Source organism: Armatimonadota bacterium (assembly GCA_013359125.1).
Classification (GTDB): domain Bacteria; phylum Armatimonadota; class Fimbriimonadia; order Fimbriimonadales; family GBS-DC; genus JABWCR01.
Window position 1 is genome coordinate 1 of sequence record JABWCR010000026.1, and the last position, 12,927, is coordinate 12,927.

At 58.6% G+C, this 12,927-nt stretch carries 11 protein-coding genes; 7 read left to right on the forward strand and 4 right to left on the reverse strand.

The window, feature by feature from the left end; all coding sequences use genetic code 11:
* The first annotated feature begins 234 nt into the window (after positions 1-234).
* Both HUU60_11100 and HUU60_11105 read left to right on the forward strand, forming a co-directional pair.
* Positions 235-693 carry a hypothetical protein gene (locus HUU60_11100; GenBank protein ID NUL83252.1) on the forward strand — a complete coding sequence of 153 codons (459 nt, stop codon included), beginning with the start codon at positions 235-237 and terminating at the stop codon, positions 691-693.
* A 70-nt stretch (positions 694-763) separates the two neighbouring features.
* Positions 764-2,077, forward strand: a complete 1,314-nt coding sequence (locus HUU60_11105; GenBank protein ID NUL83253.1) for a hypothetical protein — start codon at positions 764-766, stop codon at positions 2,075-2,077.
* A gap of 1 nt (position 2,078) precedes the next feature.
* Here the strand turns inward: HUU60_11105 and HUU60_11110 are convergent, their stop codons facing one another.
* The 3 genes from HUU60_11110 to HUU60_11120 form a co-directional block, all read right to left on the reverse strand.
* Positions 2,079-2,621, reverse strand: coding sequence for a hypothetical protein (locus HUU60_11110; GenBank protein NUL83254.1), 543 nt, complete (start codon positions 2,619-2,621; stop codon positions 2,079-2,081).
* A gap of 112 nt (positions 2,622-2,733) precedes the next feature.
* Positions 2,734-4,362 (reverse strand): chaperonin GroEL, encoded by a 1,629-nt coding sequence (gene groL / locus HUU60_11115; protein ID NUL83255.1) that lies wholly within the window; start codon positions 4,360-4,362, stop codon positions 2,734-2,736.
* A 15-nt stretch (positions 4,363-4,377) separates the two neighbouring features.
* Entirely contained in the window at positions 4,378-4,665 is a 288-nt protein-coding gene (locus HUU60_11120; protein NUL83256.1) for a co-chaperone GroES, read from the reverse strand.
* Positions 4,666-4,786: 121 nt separating this feature from the next.
* On the opposite strand from HUU60_11120, the gene HUU60_11125 reads away from it, so the two are divergent.
* Positions 4,787-9,259, forward strand: coding sequence for a M28 family peptidase (locus HUU60_11125; protein ID NUL83257.1), 4,473 nt, complete (start codon positions 4,787-4,789; stop codon positions 9,257-9,259).
* Here HUU60_11125 and HUU60_11130 read toward each other — a convergent pair.
* Complete coding sequence (locus tag HUU60_11130; protein ID NUL83258.1) at positions 9,253-9,927, reverse strand: hypothetical protein; 675 nt, start codon at positions 9,925-9,927, stop codon at positions 9,253-9,255. The genes HUU60_11125 and HUU60_11130 overlap by 7 nt on opposite strands.
* Positions 9,928-9,975: 48 nt before the next feature.
* Here HUU60_11130 and HUU60_11135 point away from each other — a divergent pair, with 48 nt between their 5' ends.
* The 4 genes from HUU60_11135 to HUU60_11150 all read left to right on the forward strand — a co-directional run bounded on the left by HUU60_11135 (position 9,976) and on the right by HUU60_11150 (position 12,926).
* Positions 9,976-10,461, forward strand: coding sequence for a hypothetical protein (locus HUU60_11135; GenBank protein NUL83259.1), 486 nt, complete (start codon positions 9,976-9,978; stop codon positions 10,459-10,461).
* Positions 10,451-11,308 carry a prepilin-type N-terminal cleavage/methylation domain-containing protein gene (locus HUU60_11140; GenBank protein ID NUL83260.1) on the forward strand — a complete coding sequence of 286 codons (858 nt, stop codon included), beginning with the start codon at positions 10,451-10,453 and terminating at the stop codon, positions 11,306-11,308. The genes HUU60_11135 and HUU60_11140 overlap by 11 nt, the downstream gene beginning before the upstream one ends.
* 68 nt (positions 11,309-11,376) lie before the next feature.
* On the forward strand, positions 11,377-11,598 hold the full coding sequence (locus HUU60_11145; protein NUL83261.1) for a DUF167 domain-containing protein: 222 nt from the start codon (positions 11,377-11,379) through the stop codon (positions 11,596-11,598).
* Positions 11,589-12,926, forward strand: a complete 1,338-nt coding sequence (locus tag HUU60_11150; protein NUL83262.1) for a hypothetical protein — start codon at positions 11,589-11,591, stop codon at positions 12,924-12,926. Before HUU60_11145 ends, HUU60_11150 begins: the two co-directional genes overlap by 10 nt.
* Position 12,927: the final 1 nt, after the last annotated feature.

Sequence of the window (12,927 nt, forward strand, 5' to 3'; positions counted from 1 at the left end):
CCTAGCCAAATCGAGCATCTGGGGAACGAGTACCCTCGAATTCTCCTAGTCTCTCTCCCAAAACCGGACGGCTGCGCAACAGCTCGGTCCGTCTATGTCGGTCCCTATCCAACGCTCTACTCTCGCAGCGTCGACAGCCCTACGAGTCCATGGGAAGCTGTTCCGAGCGTAAGCGGGCTGGAGTTCCGCGGTCGCGGCACAGCGGTGTTGCTCCCAAGCCTCATAGACAATCCTGTGAACGCGGCCGAGCAATCGCTGAGACATGTTCTGCTGATAGGCGGCTCCGATGGCGCCACAAGGATCAAGCGTCGACAAGTATTAGAGTTTGGTCTAACGCCCGACGAGTTCAAGACAACCGCCGCGCTGATCGCCGATTGGGACGACGGCGAGAGCGGGCGCCAGATGAGCGCAACGCTATTGCCGACCGGTCAGGTATTCGTGTGCGGAGGAACGAAAGTTTGGGAGTCGAGTTCGGAATGGCGGATCAACCTGAGTCCCGAGGATCATACGGTTACAGAAACGCGCGCGCTGACGCCGCACGGCTCGAACTGGGCGAGCGCGACGTTCGATGTCTGGGCGTCCATAGATGTGCAGGATCGGGATACCGACGATCCCCATCGCGACAAGGACGGGATTGTGGACGACGCCGATCTTTCCATCGCGTTCAAATACTTCGGCTACGGCTGTCGGTAGCGGACAGCTCGGAAGGTCGGCGATCCTGCCCGAAGCAGGACGAACCCCCATCCTTGACGAAGGATAAGGCATGAAAGCGACAAAAGTAGGCAGAGCAATAACCCTATTGATGCGAATCTGGCTGGTCGCGGCCGTCGCGCTCTCGGCGTCTTCTGCGCTGGCCGACCTGGACAGTTACATGAAGAAGCCGGAGCCCAACTACAAGTGGGAACTGACGGCGACCAAGGAAGTGCAGGGCGGCAAGATTTACGATATGCGCCTCACATCGCAGACTTGGCAGGGCGGCGACTGGAACCACCGCGTGCAGGTCTTCTATCCGAACGATGTGAAGCACCCCGAGTGGGCGACCGTGCTCAACACCGGCGGCGGCGGGGACGCCATGATGGACGCTTTGGGCATGGGTATCGCCACGCAGGGCGGCGCGCCGTTCGTCATCCTTTGGCACATACCCAATCAGCCTCTGTACGGGCTGACGGAGGACGCGCTGATCGTCTATACCTGGGGCAAGTTCATGGAGACGGGCGACGAGACTTGGCCGTTGCACTTTCCGATGGCGAAGGCTGTGCTCAAATGCATGGACGCCGTGCAGGAGATGGCCGTGAAGGAGAAACTGACCAAACCGACCAATTTCGTCGTTACGGGCGCATCGAAGCGCGGTTGGACGACCTGGCTGGTTGGCGCGGCCAAGGATCCGCGGGTGAAGGGCATCGTGCCGATGGTGATCGACATCTTGAACGTGCCGGCTCAGATTCCGCACCAGTTGGAGGCATTTGGCCAGCCGAGCGAAGAGGTGGCCGACTACACCGGCGCCGGCATGATCGAGAAGCTGAAGACGCCTCAAGGCAAGCGGCTGTTAGAGTTAGAAGACCCTTATAGCTACCGGGATCGGCTGACCATGCCAAAGCTCATCATCAACGGCACGAACGATCGGTATTGGACGCTCGACGCGCTCAACCTCTATTGGGGCGATCTGAAAGGCGAGAAGCACGTGCTCTATGTGCCTAACAGCGGCCACGGATTGGAGGACAAGGGGCGCGTGATCGCCACATCGACCGCATTTGTACGGACGTTGGCGTCTGGGAAGACATTTCCAAAGATGAGTTGGGATTATAAAGCGACGCCCGACGGCGGACTGGAACTGTCGATCAACAGCGATCCGGCTCCTAAGTCAGCGGTCATTTTCACGGCCAGCTCGAAGAGCAAGGATTTTCGCGATTCAAAGTGGTCGTCGCAGCCTATGGCTGCCGCTGGCAAAGGATTCGCAGGAAGGATCACCAGACCGAACGAGGGATTTGTCGCTATGTACGGCGAGGCGACCTACGAGATCGACGGCAAATCGTACACGCTGTCCACTCAGATTAGGATCCTAGGCGCCGGAAAGTAGCCTATTGCCAGCGGTCAAAGGTCTCTTTGGATCGTCGCTCCCACTCTTGCCGGACGGCGTAGAGGCCATGGCGGCAGACTTCAAAGTTCTCGCTGAGGCGTCGGAAGAGCGGCGCCTCGGCGCGCCATTCGCCAATGTCGAAGAGAGAGACGATGTAGTAGGATTGCTTGCCCTGTTGCACATAGTCTAAGAGAAAATCCTTGCGCAGTTTGGACTGAAGCTTATGGATGCTTTCGGGGAACAGCCCGGTCCAAAACAGGGTGTAATCGCCGATGTGTCGGTGCACTTCGCGCTCTTGATAGAACGACTGCGCGCCCAGGCGGATGTCGGCGTAGTGGAGCATGTCGACTACTTCGGTCAGCGGCTTGCCGTTAATATCGGTCAGCCCGTAGACGTTCTCCATGTGGGTGAACTTGACCAACAAGTCTCGCAGATAGTCGAGCAGTTCTTGGTCGCGCAGGCGCAAAGAGGCGTCGAACACGTCCAGCACCAATTGGTTAAACAGTTGGGTCAGCGGGTGTTCCGCATCGTTCCAGTTCTTCATCGCATGGTTTCCTTACCAATTCTAAGTATCGGAAGTCGGCGAAAAAGGTTCCTTCGGTCAAAATGCGGGAATGTCGTTCCGGCCTCAAGCGAGGCCGGAACGGAGGGACGACTTAGAAGTCGTCGTAATCGGGCGCGCCGCCGGGAGCGGGCGCTTCCTTCTTCTTAGGCTTTTCGGCCACCAGCGTTTCGGTGGTCAGCACCAGGCTGGCAATGCTGGCCGCATTCTCCAGCGCCGTGCGGGTTACCTTTGCGGGGTCGATGATTCCAGCGGTCATCATCTCGACCCATTCGCCCGTCAGAGCGTTGTAGCCGTGGCCCTTATCGAGCGACTTGGTCTTTTCGACGACGACGCTGCCTTCAAGTCCGGCGTTTCCGGCAATCTGTCGGAGCGGCTCTTCCAGAGCGCGTCGCACGATGGCAACGCCGGTTCGCTCGTCGGGATCGCTGCCAAGGTTCTCTAAGGCAGGCAAGATGTTAATCAGGGTTACGCCTCCGCCGGGGACGATGCCTTCTTCGACGGCCGCTCGGGTGGCCGAGAGCGCGTCCTCGAATCGCATCTTCTTTTCCTTCAGCTCGGTTTCGGTCGCCGCGCCAACCTTGATCACGGCCACGCCGTTGCTCAGTTTGGCCAGTCGCTCTTGGAGCTTCTCACGGTCGTAGCTGCTATCCGTGGTCTCGATCTGCTTTTTGATCATGTTGATGCGGCCGACCACGTCGTCCCGATTGCCGGCGCCCTCGATGATCGTGGTGTCCTCCTTAGAGATCACGACCTTCTTGGCCTGGCCCAGTTGGTCGAGCGTAACGCTCTCCAACTTCAAACCGAGGTCTTCGGTGATGAACTTGCCGCCTGTCAGCACGGCGATATCCTCGAGCATGGCCTTTCGGCGGTCTCCAAATCCGGGCGCCTTGACGGCGGCGACGGAAAGGATCCCGCGAAGCTTATTGACCACCAGGGTGGCCAGCGCGTCGCCTTCTATGTCCTCGGCGATCAGCACGGCCGGTCGTCGGGTCTGGGCGATCTTCTCTAGCAGAGGAAGCAGGTCTTGAGCCGAGGAGATTTTCTTCTCGTAGATCAGAATCAACGGATCTTCGATGATCGCTTCCATTCGCTCGGCGTCGGTTACAAAGTAGGGCGAGATGTAGCCGCGATCGAACTGCATGCCTTCCACCGTCTCGACCGTGGTCTGGATGCCCTTCGATTCTTCAACCGTGATAACGCCGTCTTTGCCGACTTTGGTCATCGCTTCGGCGACGACATGACCGACTTCTGGGTCGTTACCCGCGATCGAGGCGACGTATTCCACTTCCTGTCGGTCCGCATCGCTGATGGGCTTGGCCATATCCTTAATCGCGGCAATCGCCTTCTCTACGGCCAGGTCGATGCCGCGCTTGACCGCGATCGGGTTGCCGCCGGCCGTTACGTATCTCATGCCTTCGTTAACGATGCCCTGGGCGAGCACTGTTGCGGTGGTGGTGCCATCGCCGGCCACGTCGTTGGTTTTCGAGGCGACTTCGCGGCAGAGCTGCGCGCCCATGTTCTCCCAAGGATCGCTCAGTTCGATCTCTTTAGCGACGGTAACGCCGTCCTTAGTGATCGTCGGGGCGCCCCATTTCTTGTCCAGCACAACGTTTCGACCGCGCGGCCCCAAGGTTACTTTCACCGCGTCGGCCACACGATTGACGCCTCGCTCTAACGCGCGGCGAGCGTCCTCGTCAAAAATCAGCATCTTTGCAGCCATATTTCAATCCCTCCGTTATTCTTTGATGGCGAAGACTTGGTCTTCGTCCAAGATTAGGAACTTCTTGCCGTCGAACTCGAACTCGTTGCCGGCGTACTTGCTAAAGACGACCGTTTGGCCCGCGGCCAGCGCCATCGGTGCGCGCGAGCCGTCCTTCAGCAAGCGACCCGAGCCGACCGCTACGACCTTGCCTTCCTGCGGGCGCTTTCGCGCGGTGTCGGGCAAAATCAAGCCGCTGTCGGTCTTTTCTTCGCTTTCGAACAGTTCGATGACGACCTTATCGTTGAGAGGTTTTAACGTCATGGATCAACGTCCTCCGTCCAATTGGATTAGCGCTCAAGTCGATTGAGCGCTAATAGTCTACCTCGAAGTTCGGTGGAGTTGTCAAGAGGAGGCGAGGCGCTTCGGGCGAAAATCTCTCTCTATGCGTTTTGGGGCTGTGTTCGTTCTGGCGGGTTTGGTAGCGAGCGTTTGGGGGCAGCCCGACTACGTTTCGATCGCCGATACGATCTCGACCTCTCGGATACGGCAGACGGTGGAGACGCTTTCGGCCATGGGGTCTCGCGTGCCGGGGTACGCGGGCAATCGGGCGGCGGCAGAGCAGGTGGCTCGACAGTTCCGAGAGATCGGGCTGGAAAATGTCCAGCTTGAGAAGTTCGTCGCGACTTCGCCGGTCGACCAAGGGGCGATGCTGACGACGCCGTTGCTCAAAGAGCCATTGCGCGTCTACCCGCTCTGGCCCAATTTGGTGCAGGCCAGCCATGGTCGGGCATCTGGCGGACTGATCGATGCGGGCAAAGCTTCTTTGGAGGAGTTTCGAGGCTTTCGAGTGCAAGGTTCGATCGCGCTGGTCGACTTCAATTGCGGCGCGGATTGGCTGAACGCGGCGAGGCTGGGCGCGTCGGCCATCGTATTTGTGGAGCCAGTTTCGACTGTCCGGGGTGAGGCCGAAGCCAAGTTTTTAACCGCGCCGGCAGACATCCCGCGCTACTGGGTCTCTCGAACGGACGGGATTCGGCTTCGCGCGGCGCTGGCTCGTGCGGGCAGGGGCGAAGCGAGCATCCAATGCCAGATGCCGTGGCAAAGGGCCGACGCATACAACGTCGTTGGCATTTTGCCGGGCGAGAAGCCGAGCCGAGAGACGATCGTCATCAACGCCTACTACGATTCGATGTCGATCGTGCCTTCGCTGGCGCCGGGCGCCGATTCGGCCTCGGGCATAGCGGCGCTCTTAGAGCTAGCGCGCTGTTTTAAGAAGCAGCGCAACGATCGCACAATCATGTTTGTTGCGAACGGAGCGCACTTCATCGGTCTTTTGGGAGTGCGAGAGTTTATCGAGCGGCGGTTGCACGAATGGCGGCCGAGGAGCCTCATCGAAAAAGTTACCGGCTCAAAGCGCGATCCTCCCGAAATCTACCTCTTTGCGTCGCTCGATCTATCCAGCCGGTCGCCCTGTATCGCGCCGTTTTACAAGAGTTGGTATTACGACGTGCGCGAGGACTTGCTGGTGCGGTTTGCGCCGATAGGCAGGACTTTGCGAGACCATGCGGCGAAGATCGCGACCGCGCTAAACGCCGACCCAAAGCGTCTCTTTGCCGATGGGATCAATGCGGTCGAAGGGAAAGTGTGGCGCAACCATATTCCGGGAGCCACAGCCTTTGACAGCGAGGCCGCAACGCTGGCGGGCGCGTTTGGCGTTACGTTTGCGACGGTTGACGACGCCCGTCCATTGGTCGATACGCCCTTCGATTTGCCGGAAGAGACCAATCCGGCGAACGTGGCCATCCAGACAAAGACGTTGGCCTGCCTGTTCCATCATCTCCTCAACGATCCTCGGCAATCGCTGGACGCGGCCAATCGGTTGCCGGTAAGGGAGCCATCGAATTGGGCGCGGATGCATTTGCAGGGCGGATTCGGGAAGTTGGGCGGGCACGTTTATCGATTCGATCCGAACAAAAGTTTTGTGCCCAACACCCCCGTCAAAGGCTCGCTGGCGGTCCACTTTAGCAGCGGAAAGACCTTCATGGGCGTGCGCGGCCATCTGGTTCAGTTGACCGACGACAGCCATCCCGAACCTACGCTACAGGCGCGGTTCGATTTTGTCGGCGTGGCGCCCGTAACCGCTTACGCCTCTTCTGGAAGAACCTTTATCCAGGCCTATCATATCAATTCTGAGACGGGCAAGATCGACTATGCTCCCGATCAAGGATTGCAGGGCGCTCAAAGCTACCCGCTCGACTTTCCCATGAACGTCGGGCAGATGGACCGGCAGGTCGTGCTCTTTCCGTGCGCGGCGACCACGCTTTTCGATTTGATCGATCCGCAATCGCTGAGGATGTTGCAGACGATCCAGGTTTACGACGGTGCGACGGACGCGGCGCCCAGAGAGTTTGGGGCGGTGTTCATACCGGTATCGCTGGCGTTTCAGGCTTATGTTGAGGACATTGCGGTGGCGTTTGCGACGCCGGGCGCGCGGATCAAACTCAAGTTAGGCATAGGCCCGGGCGAAGACCGACTGCTCCTGATCAATCCGTCGCCCGATTCCCCTGAGCGAGGAAAGGGCTATTGGGTCGGATCCAACCTTCCGCAAGGCGTTGAGGCGAGCGAACGGGACCAGGCAATGATCGGCGGGCGGATGTCGATGACCGCCTTTCGTGCCGCAGAGGACATGCTGGCGCTGAACGACTTTCGGCTGCAGAGGTTGAAAAAGCACCGGATCTCCAATCCTGGCGAGGAAGCCCTGCAGGCAGAGGGCAAGACGGCCTTAGAGAAGGCCAATGAGGCGTTAGCGCGATTGGATTATGCGGCTGCCGATTCGTATGCTCGCGCGGCTTGGGGATTCGCCGCTCGCGCCTATCCGGGCATCAAGGGCGCGTCGTCCGATGTAGTGAACGGCGTGATTTTCTATCTGGCGCTGCTGATACCGTTCTCTTATTTTATGGAGAGGCTTTTGATCCACGCTCGGAATCTCAAACTGCAATTGATCTGGGCGAGCGCGATCTTTGTGGCCGTGTTTATCGGGCTTCGATACTTGCATCCCGCGTTCGAGATCACCAGCAGTCCGGTCATCGTGTTCATCGCCTTCGTGATGGGCGCTCTGTCGCTGATCGTCTCGACGTTGATCATCAGTCGTTTTGAGGAGCAGGCCAGGGGAGGCGCGATGGATGCGCATCGGGCCGACGTCGGCCGAATGAGCGCCGCGGCCGCGGCGCTGAATCTGGGAATCAGCAACATGCGCAAGCGCAAGCTGAGAACCCTGCTGACCAGCCTATCCTTGGTGATGGTTTCGTTCGTGTCGCTCTCGTTCACTTCCATCGTCAGCGCGCTGCGATTCAACGAGACTCCCGCTCCTGGAACGCCCGCTTACAACGGCATTTTGGTTCGCGCCCCCGACCTGTCGCCATTGCAGGAATCGGCTTTTCGGTTGTTGCGAGACGAGTTTGCAGGCCAGGCGCCTGTGTCGGGCAGGGCTTGGTTTTTTGGGGCGCAATTGGGCGAGAGTTCGTTCATAACCCTTCGCCGAGGCGATCGGAAGTACGACGCTCGCGCTCTAATCGGCTTGTCGCACGAAGAGGGCGCAATCTCCAAACTGGGTTCTGCTCTGGTTGCCGGACGGTGGTTTACGCCGTTCGATGAGAACGCCATCCTATTGGCGGACCGAACGGCGCGCATTTTGGGCGTTCGCAATGAGGAGGCCGGCCAAGCGAGCGTGGAGTTTGGCGGCGCTCAGTATCGGGTAGTCGGGATTCTGAGTTCGGAGGCGGTCAAGTCGATTACAGACCTCGATAACGAGATTTTGACGCCGGCCGATTTTGTTCAGATGCAGAGGCTACAGAGGCAGGGAAGAACGTCGGGCGGCTCCGGGTTTCAGGAGTATGTGCGGATGGAGCCGGATACAGTGGCGTTTGTGCCGTTCCGAACAGCGATCAATCTGGGTGCGGGAATTTATTCGGTCGCGATCGATTTTGGATCGGTCGAAAGGGCGCAGCAAGCCTTAAAGAGCGATCTGATGCCAAGGCTCAATCTTAACCTCTATGCGGGGCTGGGCGAAAAAACAGCCCGATACAGCACCATGCAATCGGCAAAGGGCGAAGGGTTGGAATACGTGGTCTTGCCGGCAATCTTGGCAGGCATGATCGTCCTGAGCACGATGCTAGGTTCGGTCTACGAGCGGCTCCGGGAGATCAGCATTTTCAGCGCGGTGGGGCTGGCGCCGGCGCACATTGCGATGTTGTTTTTGGCCGAGGCGATGGTGTACGGCTTGTTAGGTTGCGTGGCGGGGTACTTCTTGGGTCAGTTGACGACTTTGGGCTTGCACGCGGTCGGATGGCTGCCGGGTTTGACTCTAAACTTTTCCAGCGCGTCGGCGGCCATGTCGGTGGGCATTGTGATGGCGGTCGCGCTCATTTCAACACTCTATCCAGCAAGGAAAGCCGGTCAAGCGGCCACACCCGCCATGGATCGCGGTTGGCGATTGCCCGAACATCAAGGCGACGATTGGGAGATCGAACTGCCCTTTACCGTTTCCGCAGGCCAGGTCGGCGCGGCTGCACGGTTCATCGCCGAGTGGCTGGAGGCGCACGGCGAGCACAGCCTGGGCGAATTCATGACCCAAGACGTCGTTTCTCTGGTTGAGGCCGATTCGGGCTCTGTCGAAGCGACGGCTTGGCTGGCGCCTTTCGACCTCGGCGTATCTCAGAGCGTTCGTCTTCTGTTGCGTCCGGCTGCTGTTCATGGCGTGTTCTCCGTTCATATTCATCTTCATCGTCTCAGCGGCGATGTTTCCAATTGGGTGCGGCTCAATCGTCGATTCATGGATCAATTTCGCAAGCAGTTCTTGGTCTGGCGAACCCTCAGCGAGGAGAAGAGGGAACGATACCTGGCCGTGGCTCACTGATAGGCCTCGAACTTGCGTCGCAGTCTTCGTCGGGCGTTCTGTCGGGCGGCGATCACGGCTCGACCGGTGGTTTGGTACAGGGCGCCGATCTCCGCGTCGGACAGCGGGCCGCGTCGGCAGGCTTCTACCAAGGCAACGGCGGGCAGGCCCAACTGTGCGACCAACTCGGGGCCGCCGTGCATCAGGATGCGCTCGCTCACGTCCGAATCCAGTTGTAGCAACAGCGCGGCAGCGTGCAGGGCAGGAATGGCAGCCATCTCTTCGGCTAATCGCTCGATCAGGTCGGTCTCAATGTTGTCGGTCGGGTCGCACTCTTCCGACGCGGGCTCGTAAGGGATGTCCTCCAGCGAACTGCAGCGCGACTGCTTGGACACGAATCGGTGGAACACTCGTCCGGTAACCTGCTTAAGAAAACCGACAAAGCAGGGTCGCCAGTCTTCGGCCGCATCAGGCTTCTGAAAGCGCATGACTGCGATCCGAACTTCGGCCCATACGTCTTCCATGTCGTCGTAAGAGAGCATGTGCGAATACTTGGATCGAAGCCAGTAGCGCACCTTGGTCTCGGCAAACTCTAACAGGACGGCTAACGGCGGCTGGTCGGCGCTCTGGGCGCTGCGCTGATTAACAACTGCGTTCTGCATCGTCAGGTTCATCGCCATCGTCAACATTTTTCGTTCTCTCCTTGTCGGCTTGACTGAGGTCGTCGTCGCATCGACATGGCAAGTATAGGGAAGGCCGCTGAAAGCCCACTGAAAATGGCCAAACCGCCGCTGAAAAAAGTTCTCAAAATTTCCGGGAACTATTGGGAACCGACCTTGCGTAACCTAAATATCAGCTTCGCGCTGACCGCAAAAACCGGTCAAAATGGAGAAGAGATTCTGATGATGGCGAAGAGTCTGGACGGAGAGTTGGGAATCAGGTCGAATAGGCTTCATAGCGTAGCTCCCTCTCCCGTCTCCATTCCCTCCGATGCCTGTTTTCTGACCCGAATAGGCAAAGTTGCGTGGAATCCCGAGTTGATTGCGCATGGCGAGACTATCCGTGGTATTATTACGGCTCAGGTTTCGCCAGATGTAGCGGCGAGGCTGTTGGAACCTGCGGCAGGTTGGGCGTCGTCCAATCCTATCGTGGTTCCGCAGAGTTGGGACCTGATGTATAATCCAACGTACAACTCCACAGGAGGAAGAACAGATGCGACGTAAAGGTTTCACCCTGATCGAGCTACTGGTCGTGATTGCGATTATCGCGATCTTGGCTGCGATCCTCTTCCCTGTATTTGCCCGCGCTCGCGAAGCGGCGCGAAAGACCCAGTGCGTAAGCAACACTCGCCAGATTGGTACCGCCTTCATGGGCTACATCCAAGATTGGGACGAGCGCTTCCCGATGAGCATCTACCAAGCCGTTCGACCCGGTAGCACGCAGCCCTGTCTGTTCACGGTATTCCACGCCATCAATCCGTATATCAAGAACGTGCAGATCATGGACTGCCCTTCCGAGCCGAAGGCTATGGATGTTCGACTTGGCTTCCAACCAGTCGCAGGCGGCCTATGCCCGACCGGCGCAGGCACCTTGAGCGAGCTTCAGTACTCTGGCTACATCGCCAACTGGTGCTTGGTCGAGGACGGAAACGTCCAGGCCCTCGGTCTGGTGACCAACGGCACCGTGTCTCAAGCGCAGCTTGACTATTCGGTCAACACGTCGGTTATGTACGACGGCGCTCTCAGCACTGTCGCCACCGGCATGGATAGCTACGGCAACGGCCGCCACAGCGAACTCGTGGTCGCTTCGTTCGCCGACGGTCACGCGGGCGTCGTCAAGTTCCGACAGCGGCGCAATGCTGCCGGCAACCCGTTCGTCTTCACCAACCCGACGATCGACAACAAGACGGCCTTCGTATTCGACGTTGTGGAAGACGGCCCCTACCGCTGGCAGAACGTTACCCGCACCAATCCGAAGTACAACCTGCGCGGCCTGGCTGCACAGGATCCGATCGGCCGATGGTGCTGGCGCTGCCCGCTGGGTACGGCAACCGACCAGAACTGCAACTAATCGAGCCTAGCTCGAATGACGATCAGGCGCCGTCAGAGGCTTGCTTCTGGCGGCGCCTTTCTATTGAAATGGTTATCAAAGTGAAGGTGATTCCCCGATCGGCGAAGAACTCTTTAGAAGAAACTGCCGATGGAAGCTATGTGGCGCGGGTAACAGCGCCGCCGATCGAAGGCGCCGCGAATGAGGCTGTGATCAAACTTTTGGCCGAGCATTTTGATGCAGCCAAGTCTCGGATAAAGCTCTTGAGCGGGGCAAAATCGAGGATGAAGAGGTTCGAACTATGCGAGTAACGTCCGTTGCGCTGTTAGGGCTTTTTGTTTGGTCGATTGCCTGTTGCCAAGCGGCGGATCGGCGCGAGGCTGGGATTCGGCTTAGGGCGTTAGAACAGAAATGGGAAACGTCCGGCCAAGAGGCCCGCGGTCGCGCCGTTCCTTTTATCAGCAATGCCGTTATGGGCTTTTTTTCCGGTCAGTTTAATCGCGTTTGCGAAAACTTAAGCCGAGCGCAGTTCGCTTTGGAGTCGAGCGGCGAGGCGACCACAGAGAGGAAGTATGCTGATTCGCTTGCTCTTTCCATGCCAAGAATCGCGGAGCCCGGCCAGGAGATCGAGTTCAAGTTGGGTTCGATATTCGAGGCTCCAAGCGCGAACTTGACGGTCAGGATCGAGGTGTTGGCTCTAGACGGCACCCAAGCGCACTCGGTTTCAGGCCCGACGCTTGTCCACAAAATGCGCCTGCCCGACCAAGAGGGCGAATATCGCGTCAAGGTCATCCTGAGCCATCAGGGCGCTCGACTCCGAGATATTCACCAACCGCTTTCTGTGATCTCCAATCTGGAGGGTCGAATAGCCAAGATTCGAGAAAAGGCCGGCAATAGAGAGGGATTTGAGGCTGCAACCTTAAGAATGTGGGCCGAAGAGTTGGAGAACAGCCGCGAAGGCAGACCGAACGAGAGCGCGTTTCCTCTGACCGTTCTGGTCGCCCGAGCGGAGAAGAGCGCAGACGATTGGTTGCGAGAGCCGGGCGACCATTGGTGGGCGATACCGTCCGAGCGCGGCGTTGTTCGCTCTCGAGTTTTTGTGCCGGAACAGGCCGAAAGGGGAGTACGGCCTCTGGTCGTCGCGCTTCACGGCGCGGGCGGCAACGAGCATATGTTCTTTGAGAGCCTCGGTGTTGGCAAGGCCGTCCGGGAGGCGAAGGAGCGAGGCTGGTATCTGATTGCGCCCGTTGCCAATGCGCCCGGATCGGTCGAAACCGTTTTGGCGTTTGCCAAAAAGAATCTCAAGATCAGCGAGCCGAGAGTCTTCTTAATAGGGCACTCGATGGGTGGCTTCATGACACTCGACGCTGCGCGCAAAATGCCCAAGACCTTTGCGGCGATCGGAGCAATTGCGGCTGGAGATCGAGGCGGACAGGGAGAACTTCCGCCGCTCTTTTTGGCCGTCGGCGAGCAAGAGATCGGAATGTTGCGTCAGCAAGCAAAAGCGGCAGCCGAGAATCTTAAGTCGAAAACGACCTTAGAGTTCAAGACCTATCCCAACTCGGAGCATCTGATGATCGTGGCGGACTGCCTGCCCGACCTCTTCAAGTTCCTGGACAAGCACATGTTAGCACGGTAAC

What these genes read in the sequence shown, in the direction of transcription:
- HUU60_11140 (NUL83260.1), top strand. Translation starts at nt 10,451, where the DNA reads ATGCGACGTAAAGGTTTCACCCTGATCGAGCTACTGGTCGTGATTGCG.
- HUU60_11130 (NUL83258.1), bottom strand. Translation starts at nt 9,927, where the DNA reads ATGTTGACGATGGCGATGAACCTGACGATGCAGAACGCAGTTGTTAAT.
- HUU60_11105 (NUL83253.1), top strand. Translation starts at nt 764, where the DNA reads ATGAAAGCGACAAAAGTAGGCAGAGCAATAACCCTATTGATGCGAATC.
- groL (NUL83255.1), bottom strand. Translation starts at nt 4,362, where the DNA reads ATGGCTGCAAAGATGCTGATTTTTGACGAGGACGCTCGCCGCGCGTTA.
- HUU60_11120 (NUL83256.1), bottom strand. Translation starts at nt 4,665, where the DNA reads ATGACGTTAAAACCTCTCAACGATAAGGTCGTCATCGAACTGTTCGAA.
- HUU60_11150 (NUL83262.1), top strand. Translation starts at nt 11,589, where the DNA reads ATGCGAGTAACGTCCGTTGCGCTGTTAGGGCTTTTTGTTTGGTCGATT.
- HUU60_11135 (NUL83259.1), top strand. Translation starts at nt 9,976, where the DNA reads ATGGCAAGTATAGGGAAGGCCGCTGAAAGCCCACTGAAAATGGCCAAA.
- HUU60_11125 (NUL83257.1), top strand. Translation starts at nt 4,787, where the DNA reads ATGCGTTTTGGGGCTGTGTTCGTTCTGGCGGGTTTGGTAGCGAGCGTT.
- HUU60_11110 (NUL83254.1), bottom strand. Translation starts at nt 2,621, where the DNA reads ATGAAGAACTGGAACGATGCGGAACACCCGCTGACCCAACTGTTTAAC.
- HUU60_11145 (NUL83261.1), top strand. Translation starts at nt 11,377, where the DNA reads ATGGTTATCAAAGTGAAGGTGATTCCCCGATCGGCGAAGAACTCTTTA.